Source organism: Cruoricaptor ignavus, assembly GCF_014961145.1.
Lineage (GTDB): Bacteria > Bacteroidota > Bacteroidia > Flavobacteriales > Weeksellaceae > Cruoricaptor > Cruoricaptor ignavus.
In genome coordinates, this window is the sequence record NZ_CP063145.1 from 2,021,547 (window position 1) to 2,046,542 (window position 24,996).

General features: G+C 39.8%; 20 protein-coding genes and 3 tRNA genes. 15 read left to right on the plus strand and 8 right to left on the minus strand.

The features are described 5' to 3' along the window. Window position 1: 1 nt before the first annotated feature. Complete coding sequence (locus tag IMZ16_RS09805) at window positions 2-298, minus strand: type II toxin-antitoxin system HigB family toxin (RefSeq protein WP_193439590.1); 297 nt, start codon at window positions 296-298, stop codon at window positions 2-4. Between the two features lie 64 nt (window positions 299-362). Between IMZ16_RS09805 and IMZ16_RS09810 the strand changes: the two genes are divergently transcribed. From IMZ16_RS09810 to IMZ16_RS09840, 7 genes are all read left to right on the plus strand, one after another. Further along, window positions 363-1,049: a hypothetical protein gene (locus IMZ16_RS09810; RefSeq protein ID WP_193439886.1), complete on the plus strand. Its 687-nt coding sequence runs from the start codon at window positions 363-365 to the stop codon at window positions 1,047-1,049. Next, entirely contained in the window at window positions 988-6,201 is a 5,214-nt protein-coding gene (locus tag IMZ16_RS09815) for an Eco57I restriction-modification methylase domain-containing protein (RefSeq protein WP_193439887.1), read from the plus strand. The genes IMZ16_RS09810 and IMZ16_RS09815 overlap by 62 nt, the downstream gene beginning before the upstream one ends. A 56-nt stretch (window positions 6,202-6,257) precedes the next feature. Then, window positions 6,258-6,932, plus strand: a complete 675-nt coding sequence (locus IMZ16_RS09820; RefSeq protein WP_193439888.1) for a DUF6904 family protein — start codon at window positions 6,258-6,260, stop codon at window positions 6,930-6,932. 86 nt (window positions 6,933-7,018) lie between these two features. After that, window positions 7,019-7,648, plus strand: a complete 630-nt coding sequence (locus tag IMZ16_RS09825; RefSeq protein WP_193439889.1) for a GNAT family N-acetyltransferase — start codon at window positions 7,019-7,021, stop codon at window positions 7,646-7,648. A gap of 53 nt (window positions 7,649-7,701) precedes the next feature. Then, window positions 7,702-9,090: an AlbA family DNA-binding domain-containing protein gene (locus IMZ16_RS09830; protein WP_193439890.1), complete on the plus strand. Its 1,389-nt coding sequence runs from the start codon at window positions 7,702-7,704 to the stop codon at window positions 9,088-9,090. A 162-nt stretch (window positions 9,091-9,252) separates the two neighbouring features. Further along, entirely contained in the window at window positions 9,253-11,388 is a 2,136-nt protein-coding gene (locus tag IMZ16_RS09835; RefSeq protein ID WP_193439891.1) for a hypothetical protein, read from the plus strand. After that, the gene (locus tag IMZ16_RS09840; RefSeq protein ID WP_193439892.1) at window positions 11,378-11,677 is read left to right on the plus strand and encodes a hypothetical protein; all 300 of its coding nucleotides are present in this window, start codon (window positions 11,378-11,380) and stop codon (window positions 11,675-11,677) included. The genes IMZ16_RS09835 and IMZ16_RS09840 overlap by 11 nt, the downstream gene beginning before the upstream one ends. 512 nt (window positions 11,678-12,189) lie before the next feature. On the opposite strand, the gene IMZ16_RS09845 is transcribed toward IMZ16_RS09840, so the two are convergent. The 3 genes from IMZ16_RS09845 to IMZ16_RS09855 all read right to left on the minus strand — a co-directional run bounded on the left by IMZ16_RS09845 (window position 12,190) and on the right by IMZ16_RS09855 (window position 12,528). Then, window positions 12,190-12,263: transfer RNA gene (locus IMZ16_RS09845), tRNA-Arg, on the minus strand. A gap of 97 nt (window positions 12,264-12,360) precedes the next feature. Beyond that, a tRNA-Pro gene (locus tag IMZ16_RS09850) sits at window positions 12,361-12,435 on the minus strand. A gap of 9 nt (window positions 12,436-12,444) precedes the next feature. After that, window positions 12,445-12,528: transfer RNA gene (locus IMZ16_RS09855), tRNA-Ser, on the minus strand. Window positions 12,529-12,651: 123 nt separating this feature from the next. Between IMZ16_RS09855 and IMZ16_RS09860 the strand changes: the two genes are divergently transcribed. From IMZ16_RS09860 to IMZ16_RS09870, 3 genes are read left to right on the plus strand one after another with little or no spacing between them, the layout of a single operon-like run. Beyond that, a complete protein-coding gene (locus IMZ16_RS09860; protein ID WP_193439893.1) occupies window positions 12,652-13,680 on the plus strand; it encodes an N-acetylmuramoyl-L-alanine amidase in 1,029 nt (342 codons plus the stop codon). Window positions 13,681-13,706: 26 nt separating this feature from the next. Beyond that, complete coding sequence (locus IMZ16_RS09865) at window positions 13,707-14,588, plus strand: glycosyltransferase family 2 protein (RefSeq protein WP_193439894.1); 882 nt, start codon at window positions 13,707-13,709, stop codon at window positions 14,586-14,588. Further along, window positions 14,564-15,628: a hypothetical protein gene (locus IMZ16_RS09870; protein ID WP_193439895.1), complete on the plus strand. Its 1,065-nt coding sequence runs from the start codon at window positions 14,564-14,566 to the stop codon at window positions 15,626-15,628. Before IMZ16_RS09865 ends, IMZ16_RS09870 begins: the two co-directional genes overlap by 25 nt. Window positions 15,629-15,638: 10 nt before the next feature. Here IMZ16_RS09870 and IMZ16_RS09875 read toward each other — a convergent pair whose 3' ends face one another. Next, window positions 15,639-17,111, minus strand: coding sequence for a lipopolysaccharide biosynthesis protein (locus tag IMZ16_RS09875; RefSeq protein WP_193439896.1), 1,473 nt, complete (start codon window positions 17,109-17,111; stop codon window positions 15,639-15,641). A gap of 212 nt (window positions 17,112-17,323) precedes the next feature. On the opposite strand from IMZ16_RS09875, the gene IMZ16_RS09880 reads away from it, so the two are divergent. The 5 genes from IMZ16_RS09880 to IMZ16_RS09900 all read left to right on the plus strand — a co-directional run bounded on the left by IMZ16_RS09880 (window position 17,324) and on the right by IMZ16_RS09900 (window position 22,472). Beyond that, entirely contained in the window at window positions 17,324-18,988 is a 1,665-nt protein-coding gene (locus tag IMZ16_RS09880) for a DEAD/DEAH box helicase (protein ID WP_193439897.1), read from the plus strand. Window positions 18,989-19,076: 88 nt separating this feature from the next. Next, window positions 19,077-19,721: a DUF47 domain-containing protein gene (locus IMZ16_RS09885; RefSeq protein ID WP_227411519.1), complete on the plus strand. Its 645-nt coding sequence runs from the start codon at window positions 19,077-19,079 to the stop codon at window positions 19,719-19,721. A gap of 54 nt (window positions 19,722-19,775) precedes the next feature. Further along, the gene (locus IMZ16_RS09890) at window positions 19,776-20,747 is read left to right on the plus strand and encodes a polyprenyl synthetase family protein (protein ID WP_193439898.1); all 972 of its coding nucleotides are present in this window, start codon (window positions 19,776-19,778) and stop codon (window positions 20,745-20,747) included. Continuing rightward, entirely contained in the window at window positions 20,747-21,715 is a 969-nt protein-coding gene (locus IMZ16_RS09895) for a GSCFA domain-containing protein (RefSeq protein ID WP_193439899.1), read from the plus strand. The genes IMZ16_RS09890 and IMZ16_RS09895 overlap by 1 nt, the downstream gene beginning before the upstream one ends. Further along, window positions 21,708-22,472, plus strand: coding sequence for a TatD family hydrolase (locus tag IMZ16_RS09900; protein ID WP_193439900.1), 765 nt, complete (start codon window positions 21,708-21,710; stop codon window positions 22,470-22,472). Before IMZ16_RS09895 ends, IMZ16_RS09900 begins: the two co-directional genes overlap by 8 nt. A gap of 18 nt (window positions 22,473-22,490) precedes the next feature. On the opposite strand, the gene IMZ16_RS09905 is transcribed toward IMZ16_RS09900, so the two are convergent. From IMZ16_RS09905 to gldB, 3 genes are read right to left on the minus strand one after another with little or no spacing between them, the layout of a single operon-like run. After that, window positions 22,491-23,642 (minus strand): cystathionine gamma-synthase, encoded by a 1,152-nt coding sequence (locus IMZ16_RS09905; protein ID WP_193439901.1) that lies wholly within the window; start codon window positions 23,640-23,642, stop codon window positions 22,491-22,493. A gap of 23 nt (window positions 23,643-23,665) precedes the next feature. Next, window positions 23,666-23,989: a gliding motility protein GldC gene (gldC, locus tag IMZ16_RS09910; RefSeq protein ID WP_073180615.1), complete on the minus strand. Its 324-nt coding sequence runs from the start codon at window positions 23,987-23,989 to the stop codon at window positions 23,666-23,668. Window positions 23,990-24,003: 14 nt separating this feature from the next. Continuing rightward, complete coding sequence (gldB, locus tag IMZ16_RS09915) at window positions 24,004-24,984, minus strand: gliding motility lipoprotein GldB (protein ID WP_193439902.1); 981 nt, start codon at window positions 24,982-24,984, stop codon at window positions 24,004-24,006. Window positions 24,985-24,996: the final 12 nt, after the last annotated feature.

The window sequence follows — 24,996 nt, forward strand, 5'->3', positions numbered from 1 at the left end:
ATCAAATGTTTTTTATGTCGTTAATTTTATCATAATCACTATGAGTGCCTACAAACCGGATATATACCTGTTGGACTGAAAAAAGAATAAGAGCCACGATACGGTAATGATTGCCTTTGATATTAAATACAAATCTTTGATTGCCTACACTATCTACGCTATTAAAATCCTTTTTAATGTCTGCAAAATTATTCCATTCAGCTGCTGATACTGTACTATACCAATGCTCTAAAGCCAATTTAGCATCAGCGTGATGAGTATAAAATAACACCAGCGATTTTTTTGATATGACCCTCACTTTTTAAAATCAATCGGATTAGTTATTACAAAATTAAAAATATTATTACAAAATACAAAACTTTATGAAAAATTATTTTAAGCTATTAATACTTACTCTATCCTTTATGACGATTCAGTCCTGCCATAAGAAAATACAGTCTGAGAAAGGTGGAATAGACCTCGTTTCCAATGTTTATTTTAATGCCTCAAAAGGTTTGGACAAAATGCAGAGCTTCCATCTATCGAAACTCAACTATTTTCAGAACCAGATGGTGGAAATAATTCCGGATTTGGAAGTTCAGGAGTTTAACAGGAAGGTCTATTATATCAAAGATTCTCTTTGTTTCCCTTTGGAAAATACAGAGGGTAGCAATATTATTTTTTCAGAGCTAAATAAACAGCAAAAGGCATTTCTGGTATGGAATAAAAAAGAGGGTGCCATTTTTTCAAAAGAGCATATCCCCAACTACCAAAACAGGAGAAAACTCCCAGACACGCTCTTGTTCCGAAAAAACTATAAACGCTTTGAAATCAATTCACCCTGGACTTACAGTCGTTTTTACATTTATCCCACAGATACGATAATGCCGTACTCTCTTTACCGCCATGCCGAGGAAGATTACGGAGGAAGATTAGAGCGCATCGACTACTATAATAAAAAGACCGATGTATTTGTCAGCCTGCAACTGCTCCCAAGGAAGAATTGGGATGCTGCAGCTAAAGAACTTTTCGATTACAACCAATTCGTCAACAATAAAAACCGTGAGTAACAGCCTATATACCGGACTTCCAGTTAAAAATATCTCCATAACCGAGGGAGCCAAAAATGAACTCATCGTATTTCAGTCTGAAATAGACAAACAAGCTTTTTTAGAACTGCTCCGGTTGAATTCACAGACCAATAACAGGAGTATGGCGGTGTTGCATCAATTAGGAAATGCTGGCCAACTTACAAATCATTTCCGGTATTATGAAGGAAAGATATTTCTGTGCCTTTCCGGGGACCATTCGGGAAGATCAGCAACGCAAGAAATACTAAATGAGCTAAAAGATAAAAACATCAAAGATATCCGTCCTTTATATGGAATTGGAAAAGAACATCTGAGCCTCAATGATTATCTAAAAAAAAAGATTGAGAATCAAAATGAAAATCAAACCAAAAATTTTAATTTAGTCCAAGCCAAAAATAATTCCAATGAGCAACGAAATAACACTGAACCCCAAAGACTTTCCGATACTGAGCAATTGGAGCCAGAAAAGGCTGCACGAAACCTTGGAGCAACTGAGCAAAAGAGCCAATCCGAGCAAGACCGAAATTACATCGGAAGATCTGCTTTGGTCAGCCAAGATGTTGGAAATGGACTTACAGGCGGAAATAAGCAGCGTTTGGGAAACGGAGGTAGAGGAAGATCCGACGACGGAACACAACAGAAAAATGATGCAGAAAATGCGAGAAGAGAACATTCCGTGGGCGGAATCCTATCCGGGAGAACTCTATCCGATACAGGATTAAGAATTCCAGCATCAGACTTATCTGAAATTGAAAACTTAGAGAAACGCATTGCCCAATACAAAGGTCAAAAAGTCAGCAATGAGCAAATCTCTGAGATTGTAAATCTTGTTACCACTGTTGGAGACGGACAACAAATCCATTTAAAAAATCACTTAGCATTTCATGAAGACCTCAAGAATATTTGTACTCAATACAAAAGTGGCGGCACGGCAAAAGAAGGTCGTGGTATTTTAGATGAATACTACACGGATGCTAAAATTGTTGATGCTGTTCGAAACCTTATCAAAAACAGAGTACATGCCCAAAATGAAATCTTTGTTTTAGAGCCAAGTGTAGGCACTGGCAATTTTCTCTATGCTGCTAAAGATTTAGGTATTAAAGCCAATATAACCGCCTTTGAAATCAACGAAACAACGGCAAAGATTGCAAAAATACTCCACCCGGAAGCTAATATTCATCTTCGTTCCTTTGAAACTGAGTTTATCGACGATAGAGGGCATAAAAAAGACTTTAGCCAAAAATACGATTTGATTATTGGTAATCCACCTTATGGCGACCATAGAGGTTATTACAAAGGTTTGGGAGAAGAGCCCAAACTCTCCAAATACGAAGATTATTTCGTCAAGCGGTCCCTGGATGTTCTTAAACGGGATGGTATCCTTGCTATGGTGCTGCCTTCGGGCTGGTTGAACCGCCAGACTAAACTTAAAGAAGCAGAGCTTATCGATGCCCTTCGGCTACCTTCAGGAGTATTTCAAGGGACGCAGGTGGGCACAGATATTATCATTCTTAAAAAGAATACGCATAAAATTTCGGAGGATATTTCCGGATATTTTGAAAAACATCCCGAACATATTTTAGGGGAAATCCGTGAAAAAACCAATCGCTTTGGAAGACCGGAGCAGTATGTGCATGGCAGTTTGGAAGAAGCCTTGCAAAAGATAGTTCATCTTCAAAATAAAAAAGAAACGCTTCGGATAGGCAATTTGTTTGAAGACTTTTTTAATCAGGATCCATTTCCTAAACAAAATACGGAATCCAAAGAAGCCATCATTAATTTAGAGGAAAAATCGGGCGCATCAATAGAAGAAAAGGCACTTAATGAAGCAAAGGAAAATATTAAAAATGCCTTATCAAAACTGGGAGAAATCAAGTTTAAAAGCCCGGCCGTAGAATCTGAAATATCTAAATATGAAAACCTATTAAAGGATATTACTAAAACGCCTGAAAAGTTTGATTCAGAAAGCCTGTCGGAGATTAATGAAAAGGCAGAAAAAATCATTAAAAAACAAAGCGAGCGAAATACAGAATATCGGGTTCAAACGCAACCCGAAATCAAGAAAGGAATTTTAAAATACCATTTCAAAAAGCCGGATGCTATTGTAGAAACAGCACTTCAAAATAGTTCGGAGCTTACACATGAGCAGATAGCAGCATTCCGGGATACGGAATATGACGGAACGCTCAATAATCACGGAAAACATTACCAATTTGCCAATTATCACGACGGCAAATGGATGCACGATTTCTATTACGCCGAAGGAAATATCTACGCCAAATTAGAGCAACTGGAAAAAGACTTCGCAGACAAATTTTCGGTAGGTGGAATGGAGAGCCAATACGAAAAACAGAAAGCACTTTTAGAAAGCGTTTTGCCGAAACCTAAAAACTTAGACCAAATTTTTATGAGTCCCAACCACGAGTTTGTCCATAACTTCATTATCGGAGAAAAAGAAAGAGAGCAGTGGAATGCGGACAGCCAAAAAATGGAAATCATTAAAGAGCCTAAAAGCCTTGCGGATGAATTCAAAAGTTTTGTCAGCAAACTTAGCAGCGAAGCCTTTGCAGGTTCATCCTACTGGGAAGTTTGGAGTTTTGTAGACAATGAAAATGTAACCGGGAGCGACAAAGAACGAAACGCCCTTATTCGGGAGAGAAGAAAAGCTGCTGCCAATGATTTGTTCCAAAAGTTTTTGAGAGAAGAATTATCTGAAGACCTTAGAGAGCGATATGTAAAAGAATTTAACAGAAACTACAATAACATCTATGTTCCAGATTATTCCAAATTTCCATTGTTTTCAAAGATTTATCAAAATTTTAAAGGAAAACCACTCACACTAACCGAAGTTCAAAAAGCAGGAATAGGCAGGCAAACGACTAAGGGTGTCGGGCTTTTGGCTCACGAAGTCGGGTTTGGGAAAACCCTATCCGGAATTCTGTCTATGCACGAAGCCATGGAAAGAGGTAATGCCAAGCGACCGCTTATTGTGGTTCCGAATGAAAGTATCCTCAAGCAATGGATAGAAACCATTTTTGAGACCATTCCTGATGCTAAAGTGAATATTTTAGGCAATCTTGGAAAAGATTATGACCTTTCTAAATTTGACAATAAAGACGGAGAAATTACTATTGTTAATTATGAAGGCTTTAATAATATAGGCTTCAAAGAAGATATTACACAGCGTTTGGCTTCCACCTTTTCGTATATTTCAGAGAGTGAACTTAAAAGTGTCAATTCCATTAGCGAGAGAGATTTTCAAAAGGAACTTGAAAAGGAAAAAGAACTCGTTGGAAAAATGAAACGCGGAAAAATCTACGATTGGGAAGATTTTGGGTTTGACCATCTTACTTATGATGAAGTCCATAATGCTAACCACATCGTTGGTAAAGTAAGAATAGAAGATCGCCGTTTTGCGTCTGACTTTAGAAGTCAAAACCAGCAGACTTCAAAATTGGGAATCAATACCTGGATGGCAGCACAATATATTCAGGAGCAAAATGATGGCAGAAATGTAACACTTCTATCCGCTACACCATTTACCAATAAACCATTGGAGTATTATTCTATTTTATCACTCATTGCCAACAAACGATTGGAGGAATCAGGTTATTTTAATGTGAATACCTTTTTTGAAACCTTTATGGAGGCGGATAACGATATGGAAATTGATGCCAAAGGCGATGTGAAATTCAAAGCCAATGTAAGACGCTTTAAAAATAATTCCCTGTTCCAGCAACTGCTTTCAGAATTTATTGATATCAAAGGCGAGGAAGACAATCCTGAACTGAAACGCCCCAATAAAATCAACAAGGAATATAAAATTGAGCAAAATGATTTGACCAAAGAGCAATATGAGATGCTCAATGAGAATTTTGAGGAAACACAAAAGGGTGCCATTTTAACGCATATCCTCAATGCCAGATTGATTGCAATTTCGCCGTATCTATCTCCGTATTATGAAGATGAAGAACCGTCGTTGGAAGAGTTTATCGAAAACTCTCCAAAACTCAAACAGACGATGGATTTAATACGGCAGAATAAAAAAGACATCCCTAATTCAGGACAAATCATCTATTCTGAATTAGCGGTTTCAGAATTTCCAAAACTGAAAGAATACTTAGTGCAGAAAATAGGATACCAACCTGAAGAAATCGGAATCATCACAGGAGCAACCACCAAATCCAACCGATTAAAAATACAGGAGAATTTTAATGAAGGGAAAATCAAAGTGGTTATTGGAAGTGAAGCCATACAAGAAGGAATGAACTTACAGAAAAATACCACTGATGTTTATATGCTTTCTTTACCCTATAATTTTACCTCATTGCGACAAGTAGAGGGTAGGGCATGGAGACAGGGTAACCAAAATGAGAATGTCCGCATTAATTTTATGCTGACCAATGACAGTATTGATGTTTTTATGCTCCAGAAATTGCAGTCCAAACAGGCAAGATATTTAGAAGCAATGAAGAAAGGAGCCGATGTTTTGGATATTTCTGATATAAGTACACAGGAACTCAAAACGGCTATCATTACCAGCCCTGAGACAAGAGCCAATATCGAGATTGAATTACTGAAAAAGAGAATTGAAAATCAAAAAAGCAGGTATGTAGCAGACAATGCTTTTATCCTTAGAAAGCATCAGGACTTTTTGAAAATACAGGACGGAGTAACCAAAGCCCAGAACGACTACAACCGTATTTTGGGCTATTGTAATGATGGAAGTGCAAATTCAGATTATTGGAAAAATCAACTTTCATTCTATCAGAAAAATATTGATGCTGCTAAACAAATGGTAGAGGAAAAAATTAGTGAGTTGGCAGGCAAGGGCGTCAATGTAGAGGAAATTGAAAAGCAGACCAAGTCCACCGATGAAAAGATTGAGGCCTTAGAAAAAGAATTAGAAAAACTCCCGGAAGTTAAGGCTAAATTGGTATCCAAATATACCGAGGAAAAACAGAAACAACTACTGGAAAATCAAAAATTGGATTATGTAAAAGAGCGGGCTGATGAGAATGCAAAATTGTTTGGTGCAGTTCCATCTTTTGAAGAAGAAAAGCTGGGAATCGCAGAAATTGAATTGGCGGAGGAAGTTGAGAATAAGGTAAGTTTTTCGAGGAGAAGGTAAAGTTTCTACATCAAAGTAAAATCTTTAATAAATTTGTTCAAATTCAAATTTTGATTATGATATACGCTGTACCAACTAAAAAAGGAATAGGAGTTGAGTTATGGGGAACCCGTGCTGACTTAGAATATCTATATGATGTTATCTCAAAGTTTTGGGGGGATGATATTTCTGCTGGAATTCGAGGTTCGGAAGATAAAGATAATTTGATAAGTAGTTTCTCTTATGAATTACGAAAAGCATTATATGGTAGCAGACTTACGAGGGATACCAGTCACTATTATTTTGAAGAAACTCCATATTATGGGTTTAAAGTTTCTTGGGTACATATACTTTTTACACTCGCTACCATTAAGTATAATATGAAGTTGGTTCAAACCAATAAGGCTGATATTGCAATGATATTGCATATAGAATATTGGGTAGAAAAAGCAATGAAAGATTATGATCCTATTGGAGCCATAGCATTATTACCCTATTTTGATGATGCCATTTACGCAGAAAATGAATATTTATACTTGTATATGAGACATATAAATTTAAGATTTTTTGAAATGAAAGGAGGCAAAATTTCCTTTAGAAAATTAGGCGATCTGATGAGAACAGCTGTATATTCTTCGGATGAATATAAAGAATTACTCAATTTTATGCGCTCTGAAGCAAAAAATCATAAATGCCAAATTCAAGATATGGAGTTGAATGATGATAATGAAATCTATGAAATTGAATGGTAATTTAATAATTTCTGTAATTAAATGACAAGCGAATCGTTGCAACTATTACTGGATAGATTAAATCAGAATGAAACATCATCTTTTTAATGTTTTCAAAATCTTTAAGCTCTTCTGTTGATTTTGCCAAAATTTGGATAGAAAAACCTAAAGTAACAGATAATGTTTCATCTTATGATGGACCAGATTATTTTTATTTAATAAAAAATGATCAAAATATTTTTGTTGCCGTTGTATTTGATATGCGAAGAGATTTACATTGGTATGTTCATTCAGGTTATAGAGGGAAAGGATATCTGACAAAAGCTATGAGAGCTACAATTATACCTCACTTATTTTTATCAAGAAGCGAGCAACGAATAACCATAAAAGAAGATGAGATCGGATTAGATAATTTTAAGGCTTCTGAAAAAGTAGCATATAGTTTAGGATTTCTAAAAAAAGAAGAAGGTGAATATTTACTTAATGCTAACAATATTTCTGAACAATGCATTTTGCAAAAAGATATAGCACTTTCAGAGAATAGAATTAACGAATTAAAAAAATACATAAATTTTCTTAGCAGATCTCTATGGACAGTGCAAACAGAAATAGAAATGAGTTATGGAGAAACAGACTATTCAGATGAATTAAAAGATTTGGTTAAAGAAATTAGAGACTACACTTGGAAATTAGATGATTTTTATTGGAAAAGTAAAGCAGAGGAAATTGAAAATTGATTTGCTATCCACTAAAATAAAATTTCCTGTTAAGAGTAAAATACTATAATTATATGTTTACAGAAATTGAAATAAAGTCTATTATTTCTTCCGGAGAGGGATATAATGCGGAATTTAAGTTAAGTTTTCCTTCAAAGATTAAAGAAATTACGGAGAAAATATGTGCTTTCGCAAATGCAGCAGGAGGCACACTTTTGATAGGTGTTGACGATAGTAATAGTATTCAAGGAGTTTCTTTTGATAATTCAAAGCACTCTTCATTACAAAACTCCATCAGGGAAATATCTCCGTCTCTTCATTGTGAAATTTATGCAATGGAAATCGAAAGTAAAGAAATTGTAGTGATTGAAGTTCCGTCAGGAGACAATAAACCTTATGTGTTTTCGGGAGCGATATATGTCCGTCAAGGTCCTAATTCCCAAAAACTGACCACCGTGGAAGAAATGAGAGACTTCTTTCAGCAAGCAGACCGTATTTATTTTGATGAAGCTCCGTGCAAAGCGATTGATATTACCAAAGACATTCCGGAAGAAAATATCAGACAGTTCAGAGCATTAGCCGGACTTAGTAGTGTTATAGGCGATGAACAGATTTTCAATAATCTGAAATTATATACCAAAGATTCAGTTCTGAAAAACGGTGCCGTATTATTCTTTGCACAAAATCCTGAACAATTTTTCGAAAAAGCAGTAGTTAGATGTATTGCATTTGAAGGAAATGATAAAAGATTTATCATAGATGATAAAATTATGACAGGAACTTTATATCAACAATTTCTTCAGTCAATGGATTGGTTGAAAGGGAAGCTGGATGTCCGTTATGATATAGAAGGGGCAGGTGCTCAACCGAGAAAAGAAATATGGGAAATACCTGAGACTGTTTTTAAAGAAGCTATCATAAATGCTTTGGCACATAGAGATTATTATGAAAAGGGGGCAAGAATTACCATTGAACTTTTTTCGGATAGAGTTGAAATATCTAATCCTGGAGGTCTGGTGAGTGGCATTCCAAGAAATGAGTTTGGTAAAAGAAGTTTAAGTAGAAATTATCTCATTTTTGGATTATTTGAAAGAATAATAATGGTTGAGCAAATTGGTTCGGGAGTAAACCGTATGAATGATTTAATGATAGAAGCAGATTTGACTCCTCCTGAGTTTACAATGGAAGGAATGTTTACTGTTACACTTAGAAGACCTTTTGATTTCAAAAAGTGGGTAGATAGGTGGGTAGAAAAACTGACAGATAATAGAATTAAAATTCTTGAAGAGGTTCATAGAAATAACAGAATTACCAAGAAAGAGTTAGAACAAAATGTTGGTATAAGTGCCTCTGCAATAGATAATAACATAAATATTCTAAAAGAACTAGGATTAATTGAAAGAGAGGGTAGTGATAGAAGTGGTTATTGGAAAATCAATTATATTTTACCTATAGGTGGGTAGAAAGATGGGTGCAAAATAGAAGTTTTGATTTATGGGTCTGTGATGCTGAAAGTATATACATTTTAGATAGCGGATTATATAGTAAGTAGAAAGATGATTGTTTTGATAGCAAAAAAGTTGTAATCAGGAAATTAAAATATCTTTACAGAAAATAAGATCAATATGAAAATAGATATTCATGTTCATACTCGTAAGATAAAATCAGGTGATGCGCCTTCAAGAAATATTGAAGCAGAAAAATTTATTGAAATAATGAAGAATACCGATGTAAAGATTATGGCAATTACAAACCATAACCACTTTGATATAACACAATATGAAGTGTTCAGGGAGGGAGTCAAAGATCATTGCCAATTATGGCCAGGTATTGAACTCGATGTTTTTGAGAATGATAAAAGGGGTCACCTTATCGTAATTTGCAATCCTATAAACCACGAGGAATTTGATAAAAGAGTTAAAGCGTTGATTGCCGAAAAAAATGTAGATACTTTTACGTGCTCAATAAAGGAAATGGTAGATTCATTTGATGATTTGGATTGCGTTTATGTTGCCCATTATCTTGTAAAAAAACCAAATATTGGAGATGAAGAACTAGAACTTTTAGGAAATCAAATTGCAAATAAAAAGAGAATTATAAAAGAAGCGACAAATTCTATTTCTGCGGGTATCTATATTAGTCATGGTCATAATTCTATTTACGGTTCTGATGTTCATGATTGGGATAGCTACATTAAAGAAAGTGAAAATTTGCCAGAACTTAGGCTCCCGGTCGAAAGTTTTGAACAATTTACTTTACTACTTGAAAAAGATGAAGCAACAATAAATACACTTCTCAATAGCAAAACAAAAGAAAATGTAGAACTTGTTCCTTTTACAGTAGCCGATAAGATATCTTTAGAAATTTTCAATGATATCAATATTTTGTTTGGTTCGAAAGGAACAGGGAAGACAGAAATTTTAGATAGTTTGTCAAAATATTACAATGATTTAGGTTACAAAACAAATGTTTATAAATCCAATGACCAACATCTAAACGAGGCATTTGATTTACGAGGTTCAGCTAATATCGATTTTTCTACATTGAATATAGATGAATGTGAAGAAGAAATCCAGTTTATTAAGCAAGTAAGTGAAGAAGATATTACGAGTATTTCAAAATACGAACAACATTTCGCTTTAGAGCAAACAAATAAAATTTCAAAAAATCTAAAAATTAAGGACACCATTCTGCAAGATGATACTATAATATCTCGTAAATTAAGTGAGTTGAATACGATTTCGCAAAAATTTAATGATTTCCTTACTTATACTAGAGATAACGACAATTTGAAAGATTATATTGATTTGGAACTGCTTAAGGAATTAATTGGAGTTTTGAATAAAATTTTGTTTTCATTGAAAAAACATACAGAAGATAAATTCATTGAGAAAACAAGTGTAAAAATGCTAAATCAAATAATTAATCTTTTTAGTACAGAAATTGCAAAAAAAACGGGTCAACCTCAAAAACCTGCAAAAACTGGATTTGCAGAATACGCAAGTAATCGTATAAAAATTGAAAAAACTATAAAAAAAATTCTTCAAAATATTAGTAAACAAATTGAACCGATTGAAGAATACGCTGGAAGCCTAGGAGAGAAAGGTGAAATTTTTTGCAAAACAAATCTTAAAATTCAAGATGGCAATATTACTGATAGTGCTTATACTCCAGTAAAGCAAGTTAGAAAAACACCTCAAAAAGATTTCGCAAAATCAATAATAGCGATACAGAGATCTTTATATAATAATAATTTATTCGAGAAAATTACAGAATTGAATGCGATCGATGGTATTGAAACAATTAATTCAGTAAGTGATTTACTTTTGAAATACAAACATTTCATTCTGAATAATGAGTCTTATAGTCCTTCTAATGGAGAGTCTTCGATGATCTTATTGCATAAAGAATTAAGCGAGAACAAGGAAATTTACTTGATTGATGAACCAGAAAAAAGTTTAGGAAATGATTATATAAATGATGTAATTGTACCTTTGTTGAGGGAAAAAGCACTGCTCGGTAAAAAAGTGATAATTGCGACTCATGACGCAAACATTGCAGTGAGAACTTTGCCCTACAACTCGATATATAGGCTTCACGACCAAGGACAATATTACACATTAACAGGAAATCCGTTTTCTAATAAATTGAAATGTATTTACGGAATTCATGATGAATTAGATTGGAAAGAAATAAGTATGAAAACATTAGAAGGAGGTAAAGAAGCCTTCGGAGAAAGAGGAAAAATATATGGAAACTAAAACAGCAAATATCAAACGAGAGGCAACAGCAACCTCCTTAATTCTTAATTTAGACACTCCTTTGGAAATAATTCTAACAGAGGATAATCCAAATTCTGTCAAAGCAATTTTTAATAATTTAATAAAAGAACTTAAAAAAGGTCTCTTAAAATTTGAACTGGAAGATGAAAAAAAAGATGATATGTACTTTCACATTTGCGATGAATACATTAAACAACTAAATTCTGAAATGGAAACCGTCTATAACGAATTGAAAGATTATGAACTTTTAGATATTGAAGAAGAATAACTCCCGTCTTAATTCTAAAGAGTTTGTGAATTAAAACAATCCATTAATTTTTTACTTTATTACTGGAGTAAGATGAAACAATGGATATTTGTAATTCTTACCAAGTTATTTGAAGTTTTTATACATTAGTCCCCACTTCAAAAATCGGGGACTAAATTGGGCGTAGTTCAATAGTTTTTAATGTTTTTAAGAGTTAAGGCTTTGTTGTTAAATCATTGGTAATCAGTAGAAATGATTATTTACAGTGATTTAATGTTATATAAATTTACTTCCGTCTTCGCTACAAACCACCCCATAAACAGGGTGGTTTTTTGTTGTCACCCCGGAAACACCCCCGAAATTACTGTTTTTTGAAAAATTTGTGTTCGTTGAGATACTCTGCTTAGTCCCCAACTTTTGTTCTTGATCCTTAGTTCCCAAGTTTTGTTCGTGATCCTTTTTATGTGTTACCTATGTGTTACCCAATAAAAAATAAAGACTTACAATTTCTTGTAAGTCTTTGATTATCAATGTGAGCGCGATAGGATTCGAACCTATGACCGTCTGCTTAGAAGGCAGATGCTCTATCCAGCTGAGCTACGCACCCGGAATTTTTTAACTGAATTTTATGACCGTTCCGAGAAAATCAGAATGCCTTATCCCGTTACCTTAAAATAAAAAATTCCCGAAGGAATTTTGAAAAGTCGGGGCGGCAGGATTCGAACCTGCGACCTCCTGGTCCCAAACCAGGCGCGATGACCGGACTACGCTACGCCCCGTATATTGTGCGGAGAGACAGGGACTCGAACCCTGGCGACGGTTTCCCGCCGACAGATTAGCAATCTGCTCCGTTACCACTCCGGCACCTCTCCAAAAAAATCTAATGAACGCTTTCGCAATTGCGAGTGCAAATATAGAACAGTTTTTATTATTTAACAAAATTTTTTGCCTGGAATTTTTTGTATTTTTGAACTTTAACCAAGAAAAATATAACTATGGCACGCAAGTATCTGTATTTCATAGGTTTACCTGTATTGCTGCTCTCCTGCGCCTCTAATAAGAATGCTCAGAAATCCGCTCAGAAAGTTCAGCAGGTGGCTTCTGCGCAGGCAACCCATCAGGCAGCTACAGCTAATAAATCTGAAAACAGACCTTCGGTGGAGCGCCACTCCGGGGTAGAATTTTACACCGTGAATATCGCGGATATATCAAAAAATGATAATACTATAAGCCACTCCTCCATTGCCACGGCAAGGCCCGCAGGGTATAAAGTTACCAAAGATTTCTTCCCCGCCGTGGCACAGAATTTCCGGCAAAAGTTCATCATCCTGCATTATACCGCGATAGATAATGAAAAATCAATCCGTGTACTTACGCAAAAATCAGTAAGCGCGCATTACCTCGTAAATGATTTGCCGGATAATGAAATATACCAGCTCGTAGATGAGAATAAACGCGCCTACCACGCGGGCATCAGCTCCTGGCGTGGGAGCAGTAACCTTAACGATACCAGCATCGGCATTGAGATCGTAAATGAATCTACAGATCTGCCGGGCGGGGACTATCGGTTTGTGCCGTTCCCGGAGCACCAGTACCGCAAGGTAGCTGCATTGGTAAAAGACCTCGCCACGAGGTACAATATACCCCCTACGAACATCATTGGCCACTCCGATGTGGCGCCTACGAGGAAGCAGGACCCGGGGCCTACTTTCCCGTGGAAGCGCCTCTACACCGAATATAATCTGGGTATGTGGTATGACGATGCTACAAGAAATATGTACCTGATGCAGATGGACGCAGAGGATTTCGCAGTGCAGGTGGCCTCGCCGCAGATGGTGTTTAAGTACCAAACGATGCTGCGTGATTTCGGTTACGATATCCAGCCGAGCGGCCAGCTGGATTCCGCCACGCAGAAGACCATAGCAGCCTTCCAGTACCACTTTCGTCCAGAAAAATACAGCGGGGTAATGGATCTGGAGACCTATGCCATCCTACAGGCACTGCTGCAGAAATATCCGAAATAGAAGTCGTAAATTCCCCCGAAGTACCTTTGAATTTTCTTATTATAATTCCTGCGCACAACGAGGAAGCATTTATTGCCTATTGCCTGAAGTCCCTGCAAAGGCAACGATACCGAGATTTTAGGGCTGTCATTGTAAATGACGGTTCCACTGACGCTACTCGGGAAGTATGTGATGATTTTTTAAATAATCATAATGATACGAGGTTTACGATATTAAATCTGCAAACATCTCAGCACCAGCCCGGCGCGAAGGTTGTGAGAAGTTTCAATGCGGGGTTAGAAACTCAAAATCTTCAGCATTTTGATATAATATGCAAATTTGATGCGGATATTATTTTCCCCGAAAACTACCTCGAAGAATTAGCTAAAGTGTATGTTGAAAATCCCCGTGCGGGTATGGTCTCCGGTCTGGTGAAAATTTCTTCGAAAAAGCCCATTGCCGAGGATGCTTTCGACTTTTCTGATAGTGATGAGGTTTGGAAGTTTGAAAATATTTCATCAAAAAATCATGTGCGCGGCCCAGTAAAATCTTATCGGAGAGTCTGTTTCGAGAAAATCGGCGGGCTGCGGCCGGTGCTGGGATGGGATAATATTGATGTGATGCTCTCGGAAATTTCTGGTTATGAGGTTGTTACAATTAAAAATCTTTGGGTAAAACACCTTCGGCCTACCGCTTTCAAATACCAAGGGCAGCGCGCAGAAAAGCTTGGTGAGTATTTTTATAACATCGGACTGGACTTGCCGCTGACGATTCTTTCTGCAGCGAAGGAAGCAAGGAAGGGCGGTGGCGTACAGAATTTTTTCATTATCTTAAAATCCTATCTTCGCCAGCGTGGCAGGAGGGTTTTGACTAAATATGAAATAAGGGAGGTGAGGAAATTGCGATGGAAAAAAATTCTCGTGCGATGAGCAGGCGCATAGCCTACATTGAGCTGGATACGCACGCGGAAATCCTGGCGAACCTTATGAAGCTTTCGGAGGGTAGCGAAGATTTTTCATTCACTTTTTTTATTTCCGAAAAAATTGCCGAAAGGCTCAGCCTGCACCACTGCCCCGAAAATGTAAACATCGTAAAACCCAGAGAACTTTTAAAAAAAATAAACAGCCAGAGTTTTGATCTTGTGATTATCGGCACGGCGCATCGGAATTTTAATATTTATCAAAAAATAAGCAAAAAAAATAAGATTGCCATAATTGTTCACAATTTAAATTTTTCACAATCATCTGGGTTCCGCTTGTTCAGCTCAGTTTTTAAAAAAGAGCAGCTTTTCAGGTTGAAGCTGCTTTTTCTCGAAGGACTTCTGAGGGCCCCCCGGCTTTACCAAAATGCCGATTTTCAGCTGGTTTTAGACAAGGAAATAAGCGGAGAAAGGCAGATGTTTTTTCCAATTTTTTATAGAAAAAATCAAGGTAAAACTTCGCAAAAGCCTTTGCGGATCGTGGTTCCCGGGCAGGTATCTCAGCAGCGGAGGGATTATCGGCGAATTTTAAAAAAAATGGAAGATTTTCGCCTGTCGTGGGAATTTATTTTTTTGGGAAAGGCAGAGGGCGAGGAGCTGGGGTGGATTAGGAAGGCAGAAAAATTAATGTCGCCGCGTCTCAAACTCCGTTTTTTTACCCAAAAAGTATCACAGGAAAATTTTGACCGATTGCTAAATTCTGCCTCCGTGCTGTGGTGCCCGCTGCAATCGGAAACGGAATTTTTTTCCATCAGAGAAATTTACGGTAGGACTAAAATGTCGGGCAACCTCGGTGATGCCATCTCTGCGGGCCGGCCGGCGATTTTCCCCGAAAATTATCCTGAAAACGATTATCCGTTTATCCTGCGGGAGTCGGCGGAAGTTGAAAATCAGCTGGTGAATGCTTCGGCAGAGGACTTTTCAGGATTTGAATTTTCGGAGGTTCGCAAAGAGTTTATAGCTGTTTTATCTCGACTTTTAGCTGAGTGATTGTCATTCGTTATGGTAAAAATTTGCCAAGAAAAGTCTGCTTAAGATATTGTTTTAAAGGGAAAATCTGCAAAAAATAATTTCCTGTAAGAATGAAAGCGAGGGAGACGGCGGGTTTGTAAAAAAGATTGATCAGGGGGTTTTGAAAATTCGGAAGGAGAATCACGAGAGTAATCGCCAGTCCGGAAACGATCAGCAGGAAGCCCATCTCCATCGTAAAAGGTAATACCCTGAATTTCACATAGTTAAAACAAACTTTTACGATGTTAAAAACCGTCAGCGAAATGGCCGTAGCAAGCGCCACCCCTATGATGCCCAGCTTGGTGTGGCGTATGAAAAGGTAATTTAAGAGGATGGTAGTGGCGGCAAGCAGGAGCATCACCACTATGTTCAGCCGGTAGTATCTTGACAATGAGATAATATGCCCGTTGAAACCCGTAGCGAGGTCGAAAAGCATTGCGCTTCCCAGCAGCCAGATCACTGGCTCCGCCTCCCTCAGCTGGTCGCCATTTTTAATGAAATGCGTAAGGTAGGGGAAGCCGGAAAGTATGCAGGAAAAAAGCACCACGCCGAGGAAAAATAATGAGAGGGAGGTGCCCTTGTAAAACCTATCCAGTTCCTCCATATCCCTGTTTTCCAGAGATTTATTAATGATGGGTGCGGAGATGTTATGGATGCCCATCTGCGGAATCATAATGAGCGACATTATGTTCAGCAAGGTGCTGTAGACGCCGTTCTGCGCCATAGAAATGTGCTCGCCGATCATATAATTATCAATCCTGAACGCGATATAATTCCCGATATTTCCCAAAAATCCGAACAGGCTGTAGCTGAACATCGCGCGGTAAAGCCGGTTTTTGCGAAAAACCTCCAGGCTGAAATCCGGGCGGATGCCGTGTATGCGCCGCGTGTAAAGTCCGTAGCCCATCAGTGCCGAAAAAAATACCGTGACGAAGAAACTCAGGGCAAATTGCTCACTCAGCCCTGCGAAGAAAAATAGGCAGAACGCGCCAATATTTGCAAGTTTGGGGAATATGGAATCGAAGATATTCGAGACTGCGATTCTCTTGAAATTCGTCAGGAATTTGTTGAAAATCTGTGAGAGCGCAATTAATAATATCAGGGGGATAATGGTGTATCTGTAGCGCCAGATCTCCAGAGATTTTTTTTCAGGAAAAATTTTAAAAAAAACAGAAAAAAAACCCAGAAATAGTAGAAAATTCACAAGCACCAGCAGGAGGGAAACCGTCAGCAAACTGTTCGTTTTTCCTGCGGACTCAAAATTTGAAAAAAACTTTACGCCAGTGAATGAAATTCCGAAAACCACGAAGGGCGCCATCATCTCCGCAGTGGGGAGGATGAAGCGCAGCTTGCCGTAAAATTCCATATCCCGGGGGAAGAGGAACAGCGCGGCGAGGGTGCCTATCAGGAAACCCAGGTATCCTATAAGTGTGTAGGTAAGGCTTTGCTTGGCTATACTCATAAATGTCGAGAGAGGGGCAAATTTAATGAATTGTGTTAAAATAATGTTAAAACGAATTTGTCGTTTATTTTTGTTTGGGTAGTTGTTTCAGCCAGGATTAATATCATTGATTGAATTTCCATCCTAAATGTTTGATATTCAAAAAGAAAATTTATAACTTTGTCGGCTTGCAAGAAAAAAAACGGTATCTTTGCAAAAATTTTCTCTTTTTAATGACTTTATTTTCTGAAACTGAACTGCGCCCGGAAATCCTCCAGGCGGTCAGCGATTTGGGCTTTGAGCGACCAACCGAAATTCAGCAGCAGACAATCCCCTTTATTTCTTCAGACTCGCGCGACCTTATCGCGCTGGCTCAGACCGGGACGGGGAAAACTGCGGCCTTCTCCCTCCCGATCCTTGATATGATAGATGAATCCAGCAGGAAAATCCAGCTCCTCGTACTTTGCCCTACCCGGGAGCTCTGCCTGCAGATCGCCAAGGATATAAAAAATTTCACAAAATACCTCCCGAATGTAAAATCCGTCGCGGTATATGGCGGCAGCAGCATAATGGAGCAGATCCGCGCACTGAAAGAAAAGCCGCAGATCATAGTGGGTACGCCAGGGCGCGTTATTGACCTCATTAACCGCAGAGCCCTCGATTTTTCTGAGATCCAGTGGCTGGTGCTGGACGAGGCCGATGAGATGCTCTCCATGGGGTTCAAGGACGATCTGGAAACCATCCTCAGCGAGACTCCTGAAACTAAGCAGACGCTGCTCTTTTCCGCTACGATGAACCGCGAGGTGGAGCGCATTTCTAGAAATTACCTTACAGAGCCGCACAGAATTTCAGTAGGGAAAATTAATGAGGTTAAGAAAAATATCCGCCACGAATATTATGTTGTGGGCGGCCGCCAGAAGCGCGAGGCGCTGAAGAGGCTCATAGACGCAAATCCTAACCAGTATTCTATCATTTTCTGCCGCACCAGGATGGAGACGCAGGATGTGGCAGATTTCCTTATGCAGAACGGCTACGCTGCAGATGCGCTCCACGGGGACCTGTCCCAAGCGCAGCGCGATACCGTGATGAAGAAATTCCGCCTGAAAAACATTGACATACTTGTGGCTACCGATGTGGCTGCCCGCGGGCTGGATGTAAATTCCCTCACCCATGTGATCCACTATTCGCTGCCGGATGACCCAGAAGTCTTCGTGCACCGCAGCGGGCGTACCGGGAGAGCAGGGAAGGACGGCATCTCCATGGCGATCATAAAACCGGAAGAAAGCCGCAAACTGCGGCAGATAAAAGCTTCGACCAAAATAGAAATAGAAGAAGCGCAGATCCCGACCGGGGAAGAAATCATAAAGGCGCAGGTGGGCGGCGTTTTTGAGAAACTATTTACTGAGCACGAGGATTATTTTGAATTTGACGACAGCCTAATTCCAGATGTTTCCGAGTTCAGCAAGGAGGAGCTGGTGCACAAGCTGCTGCAGTTTCAGCTGCGCGATCTTGCTATGTATTATAAGGATAAGAAAGATTTGAGCTCTCAGGACCTTGTAGAAGAAGCCGAGGGGCGCAGAGATCGCCGTGGCAGGGAACGCGACCGCGGCAGAGGAAAGGAGCGTGGCGAAAGACGCCGCAATACCCGCGGAGGCGAGAATATGACGCGCTTTTTCTTCAACCTGGGAAAAAAAGACAACCTCCGCAAAACCGATGTACTGGATATCATCAACAAAGCATCCGGGAAATCCAGGCGCAGGCCAGACATCGGAGATATAGAGATTATGGAAAAATTCAGTTTCTTCGAGGTGGAGAAATCTTTTGAGAATGAAATTCTTAGCAATATTTCGGCAATGAAGTTCAAAGGCAGGGATATGCGTGCCGAGGTTGCGAACTGATTTAATAATTTATTAACATTCAGGCGGCAGTTCTGTTAGGCTGTCGTTTTTTTTTGCCGTATTTTTGCATTTTCCTGCAAGAAATTCAGTGAGATTTTGGAATAATATATTTGGTAAATTAAACACCATAGGCTACGATGTATATTTTGATTTGTTTAAAGAATCAGCAGCTAACCTCGTGGCTATGAGCGATATATTGTATAACGGAATCTCGGAATATGATACTTACGACGAGAATGTCCTCCAGACACTCAGCGATCTTGAGCATAAAAATGATGAGCTTACGCATACGCTGTTCCTGGAGCTGGGGAAAAAATTTGTGAAGACTTCCGTGCGAGAAGATTTATCCTCCCTCGCCTCAGCGTTGGACGACATTGCTGATTATATGTACTCTGCGGCCAAATATATCTATCTCTACAAATCTCCGGAGATTAAGATTTATTCAGAATTTGCGCATCTTATCCGCCACTGCTGCGTGGAGATACAGAATGCGCTGAGGGCTCTGAGAGAATTTAAGGACATAAATGCCGCGCGGGAAAGTATCATAAAAATCAATTCTATGGAGAACATCGGTGACGAGCTTCTCACCCAGGCAATGCTGCAGCTGTTCGAAAGCGGCGATGCCGTGCGGATTATCAAGGTAAAAACAGTTTTGGATTTTCTTGAAGAGGTAACGGACCGCGCTGAGGATGTCGCCAATATCCTTGAGAACATTATCCTTAAATACACCTGAAAGCTGCCATTGCGCCATTGCTCCACTTTTTTTTAATTTTGTGAACGATTAGTTATGGAGTTTTTAGCAAAATATCAGCAGATAATTTCTCAGGAAATTGAAAGTAATTCCTTTAAACAAAAACCCTCAGAGCTTTATGAGCCGCTGAACTACATCCTGAGCCACGGGGGGAAGCGGATCCGCCCGGTACTGCTGTTGCTTGCCGCAGACATTTTTGGCGAAAACCTTGCAAAGGCAGTGCGTCCGGCTCTTGCGATAGAGTTTTTCCATAATTTTACCCTGATCCACGATGATATTATGGATGAAGCTCCGCTCAGGAGGGGCATAGCTACCATCCATTCCATCCACGGCATCAGTACGGGGATCCTTTCCGGCGATGCCCTGCTGATAAAATCTTACCGGTATTTTGAAGAGCTGGAACCTGAGCTTTTCAAAAAATGTATTTCCCTTTTTTCGGAAACTGGGGAAATGCTGTGCGAAGGACAGCAATTGGACATCAACTTTGAAAGCACAGACAGCGTGTCCTTTGAGGAATATGAGGAAATGGTGACCAAGAAGACTGGGGTGCTGCTGGCTGCTGCCCTGAAGATGGGTGCCCTGATTGGGGGTGCCGCTGCGCAAGATGCGGATAGCCTTTACAACTTTGGCATAAATGCCGGAATCGCATTTCAGATGATGGACGACTACCTTGATGTATTCGGCAGCCAGGAGCAGGTAGGGAAGAGGCGCGCGGGGGACATTTACGAAAATAAAAAGACGATTCTTTACATCCTTGCCCTCCAGAATGCGGATGCCCAGCAGCAGGACGAGCTGAAGTACTGGTACTCGAAAAAAACGGAAAATACCGACAAAATCTACGGTGTGGAAAAAATTTTCAGAAGCACGAGCGCGGATACGAAAACCCTGGAATTAATACGCGAATACCATCAGCGCGCTTTGGAATCTCTCAATGAAAGCACATTGACAGAGGAAAAGAAAAAACCTTTCAGAGATTTCGCTCACTCGCTGCTCCAAAGAGAATTCTGATGAATTTCCGAACAGAAGTCTGCATTCCGGATTCTGAAAATAAAATCCAGCCGGATGACCGGATTTTTTCCATAGGTTCCTGTTTTGCTTCAGAAATTTCCTCTCTGCTGGGTAAGGGGCAGCTGCAGGTTTACAATAATCCCTTTGGAACTTTGTTCAGCCCATACTCTGTCAATCAGGCGGTAAAGCGCCTTCATCAGGCAAAATCATATTCTGATGAAGATTTAATCACTTTCGGAGGAAAATTTATCTCTCTCGACCACCACAGCAGTTTCGACACGCCCTATGCCCACCGGACGCTGGAACGGATTAATGCTGAAATAGATGCAGGAAATGCCTTTCTGCAGGAGGCTCGGTGGGTGCTGATCACTTACGGCACCTCCTTTATTTATGAGTTTTTGCCGAAAAAAAACCTGGTGGCCAATTGCCGAAAAATTCCGTCTAAATTTTTCAGGAAAAGATTGCTGAGTGCCGAAGAATTGAATTCGTCCATCGGAGAAAGCGTTTCGCTGCTTCGCGACATCTGCCCGCGGGAGGCTCAGATTCTGCTGACCGTTTCCCCGGTACGGCACACGAAGGACGGTTTTGCAGAAAACACTCTCAGCAAAAGCAAACTCATTACAGCTATTCACGAGGTGGCCCATAGTTTGGAGTTTTGCACTTATCTTCCTGTTTATGAGATAGTTATGGATGATCTCAGGGATTACAGATTTTATGCAGAGGATATGATTCACCCAAATAACCAGGCAATAAATTATATTTTTGAAAAGTTCGGAAATGCTTATTTTTCTGACGAGACTATGGATTTTCTGGATGAAAATTTCCGGATACAGCGAGCGCTCCGGCACCGCCCTACCGACCCCAGCAGCGAAGATCACCAAAATCTTCAGCAGAAAATCCGTGAGCAGATAGCCCGCCAGCAAGCATTGGTGAAGCACAAAATTTTCCAAGATTTTATAAATGATTGATACCCACACACATCTTTATTCGGATGAGTTTGAGGAAGACAGAGATGAGGTGATCCTCAGGGCGCTCTCGGCAGGAGTGGAAGCCTTCTGTCTGCCGGCGATAGACTCCGGAACTCACGATAAAATGCTACAGCTGGAAGCGAGGTACCCGGACACTATGCATGCAATGATGGGGCTACACCCGGTATCCGTACAGCAGGAGAGCTGGGAGCAGGAAGTGGGGATAGTAGAGAATTACCTGAAACAACGGAGATTTTGCGCCGTTGGCGAAATTGGTATTGATCTCTATTGGGATGCTTCCACGCTTGATATTCAAAGGCTTGCGTTTGCAAGGCAGATTGAACTTGCGCTGCAGTACGATTTGCCTATTGTGATACACAGCCGCAACAGTTTTGATGAAACTTTTGAGGTTTTAGAAGAAAAAAAATCTTCAAAACTCCGCGGAGTTTTTCACTGTTTTTCCGGAGATTTACTGCAGGCGCAGAGAGCCGTTGATTTGAATTTTAAACTCGGAATTGGCGGTGTAGTAACCTTCAAAAATGGGAAAATCGACCAGTTTCTGAATCAGATCGCCATTGAAAATATAGTATTGGAGACGGATTCGCCGTATCTTGCGCCAGCTCCCTACCGCGGGAAACGCAATGAAACCGCATATATTGAACTCATTGCCTCGAAGCTGGTGGATATTTATGGTATTGGTTTCAGCGAGATAGATCGAATAACCACAGAAAATGCCCGCAAAATCTTTGGGATTTAATGTTTTACGGGCATTAATTTACAATGAATCAAAAGCACTGGTAAGATCATTAAGTAAATCGTCTGAATCTTCTATTCCCACGCTAAGCCGTACCAAGTCATCAGTGATGCCGAGCTCTTTCCGCTTTTCTTCAGGGATGGAAGCGTGCGTCATCATAGCAGGATGGTTTGCCAGGGATTCCACTCCGCCCAGGGATTCCGCGAGAGTGAACACTTTGAGGTTTTCCAGGAATTTTACCGAATCTTCTTTTCTTCCTGATTTAAAAGTAAATGACAGCATCCCGCCGAATTTTTCCCCCATCTGTTTCCTGGCTAATTCATATTGCGGATGGCTGCTTAGCCCGGGATAATATACTTTATCAACTAAATGATGATTTCTTAAAAATTCTGCGATTTTTTTACCATTTTCTGAATGCCTTTCCATTCGCAAGGCTAAGGTTTTTATACCCCGGAGTACAAGGTAAGAATCCATAGGGCCTAGGATGCCGCCGGAGGCAAACTGGAGAAAATGCAGCTTTTCTCCAAGAGTCTCATTCTTGGTAATCAGCGCTCCCGCCACCAAATCTGAATGCCCGCCGAGGTATTTTGTAGCCGAGTGCATCACGATATCCGCTCCCATATCCAGCGGCATTTGAGCGTACGGCGTTGCAAAGGTATTATCCACAGCCACCAAGATTCCGCGTCCTGAAACGAGTTTTACCACCGCCTCAATATCCACCAGTTTCATCAGCGGATTTGTTGGAGTCTCAAGCCAAATCAGCTTTGTTTTTTCTGTAATTAATTCAGAAATTTTTGTGATATCCTCAAAATTCACAAAATTGAAAGTGAGACTGTACTTTTCATAAATTTTGGTAAACATTCTGTAAGTTCCACCATAAAGATCGTCCACAGCAATCACCTCGTCTCCAGGGGTGAGGAGTTTTAGAACGCAGTCAATTGCAGCCAGGCCGGAAGCAAAAGCGAGCCCTCGCGTGCCATTCTCAATGCTTGCAAGGCTGTCTTCCAGCGCCTGCCTCGTGGGATTCGCTCCTCTGGAATACTCGTATCCGGCTCGCAGCTCGCCCGGAGTTCTTTGTTTGAAAGTGGATGTGAAAAATACTGGCGGATTTACTGCACCTGTGTGGGGCTCTGCCTTTTGCCCGCCGTGGATTACTTTTGTATTAAATTTCATTTTTTTTAAAATCAATAGTATTATTATTTTATAGCCGCCCGAACAGCAAATTCATCTGCCAATCTCTCCATCCAGTCAGCAACATCTTCTTCTCCTGTGGCGCGCTCATAAGTACTCGCCAGAGACAGATAAATCTGGTGTATGAATATTTTCATATGATCCAAAGGCATGTCTTTTGCCCAGAGATCAATGCGAAGGGCTTCTCTCGTTTTATCGTCCCATACAGAAAGCATCACGGCTTTAGTTTCTTGGTTTTCAACCCCACCGTCGGGCGCATTCCAGGTCAATTTCTCTGGGATATGGTTTTCATCAAGCTCTATATCTATGGAAATCTGGCTTTTTTTCATTATGAATTTAATAATTATTTCGGGTTATATTGAGATTTGTTAAAAATTTCTGTGGCATCCATTTTCAGGAATTCTTTCAAAGTTGTATCTGGATTTTTGTCAAGATAGCTGCGACAAATCATCCAGCCGATGAAGATGCCAATTTGTGGCGAGCTGCTATTGTCTACCTCAGTATAAAACTTGGAGAATGGGCCTTCTTCTATGAACCTGCCATTCAGCCTTACATCATCGCTGAAAACGATGTCATTTTCCACAAAAAAATTCCAGACATTCCCTTCGTTGGCCTGCGCCCACTTCAGCTGCTCCTCTGTGTAGCCCATTTTCACTGCATCTGAAGTTTTGGGTAAAAGAGCATCTGTAAGAATCATTCGCTTCCCGGCATAGATTATCCTGTCTATGAACTTTTGATTGTCAGACGAAAAAGGTACAAATTGCGCCGTTACCGTCTGAGAAACTTTTGGCAGAATATTCTGCGGATTCATAGATTTCTGCAGGTATTTTTCTACTCCTGCATAATACCTGTTTCCCTCGCCCATAAATTGGGACAGATCGATGAAGAGCATCTTATCCATGGGAGAGTATAAGATCGCATCCGCTTCAGACTGCATTGACGAAGAATAAACAAAAGTCTGAGGAGCCTGAAAATCAGGGAAATAGGCTGTTGTCTGTGCGAAAAAATTACCAAGGTCAGTGGAAAGCTTTCCTAAATTATTCTTACTGATTGCCTCTTTATAGATGGCTATTTCTGCGGAATCTCGCCGCCGTTTTTCAAAATCTTCATTCGATACGCTGCCCTGAAACCAGGGATATTTTTGTACAAATTGTTCTGTGCCCAAATCTTTGCTATAAAAATCTGCAGATATATCTGTAATTTTTAGCGGCGCCGCTTGCGGAATCTTTACTGTTTCCCATCGTTCTTTTTCATTTGGTTTTTTGCAGGAAATTGCAGAAATAAAAAGTATCAGAAGGTATAGGCAGGTTCTGTGGAACTTCATTATTTTTACAGA

Coding starts and splice junctions, on each gene's coding strand:
- IMZ16_RS09875 (WP_193439896.1), bottom strand. CDS start 17,111: ATGAGTATAGCCAAGCAAAGCCTTACCTACACACTTATAGGATACCTG.
- IMZ16_RS09900 (WP_193439900.1), top strand. CDS start 21,708: ATGATTGATACCCACACACATCTTTATTCGGATGAGTTTGAGGAAGAC.
- gldB (WP_193439902.1), bottom strand. CDS start 24,984: ATGAAGTTCCACAGAACCTGCCTATACCTTCTGATACTTTTTATTTCT.
- IMZ16_RS09880 (WP_193439897.1), top strand. CDS start 17,324: ATGACTTTATTTTCTGAAACTGAACTGCGCCCGGAAATCCTCCAGGCG.
- IMZ16_RS09870 (WP_193439895.1), top strand. CDS start 14,564: ATGGAAAAAAATTCTCGTGCGATGAGCAGGCGCATAGCCTACATTGAG.
- gldC (WP_073180615.1), bottom strand. CDS start 23,989: ATGAAAAAAAGCCAGATTTCCATAGATATAGAGCTTGATGAAAACCAT.
- IMZ16_RS09820 (WP_193439888.1), top strand. CDS start 6,258: ATGATATACGCTGTACCAACTAAAAAAGGAATAGGAGTTGAGTTATGG.
- IMZ16_RS09890 (WP_193439898.1), top strand. CDS start 19,776: ATGGAGTTTTTAGCAAAATATCAGCAGATAATTTCTCAGGAAATTGAA.
- IMZ16_RS09830 (WP_193439890.1), top strand. CDS start 7,702: ATGTTTACAGAAATTGAAATAAAGTCTATTATTTCTTCCGGAGAGGGA.
- IMZ16_RS09895 (WP_193439899.1), top strand. CDS start 20,747: ATGAATTTCCGAACAGAAGTCTGCATTCCGGATTCTGAAAATAAAATC.
- IMZ16_RS09905 (WP_193439901.1), bottom strand. CDS start 23,642: ATGAAATTTAATACAAAAGTAATCCACGGCGGGCAAAAGGCAGAGCCC.
- IMZ16_RS09810 (WP_193439886.1), top strand. CDS start 363: ATGAAAAATTATTTTAAGCTATTAATACTTACTCTATCCTTTATGACG.
- IMZ16_RS09860 (WP_193439893.1), top strand. CDS start 12,652: ATGGCACGCAAGTATCTGTATTTCATAGGTTTACCTGTATTGCTGCTC.
- IMZ16_RS09815 (WP_193439887.1), top strand. CDS start 988: ATGCTGCAGCTAAAGAACTTTTCGATTACAACCAATTCGTCAACAATA.
- IMZ16_RS09835 (WP_193439891.1), top strand. CDS start 9,253: ATGAAAATAGATATTCATGTTCATACTCGTAAGATAAAATCAGGTGAT.
- IMZ16_RS09840 (WP_193439892.1), top strand. CDS start 11,378: ATGGAAACTAAAACAGCAAATATCAAACGAGAGGCAACAGCAACCTCC.
- IMZ16_RS09825 (WP_193439889.1), top strand. CDS start 7,019: ATGTTTTCAAAATCTTTAAGCTCTTCTGTTGATTTTGCCAAAATTTGG.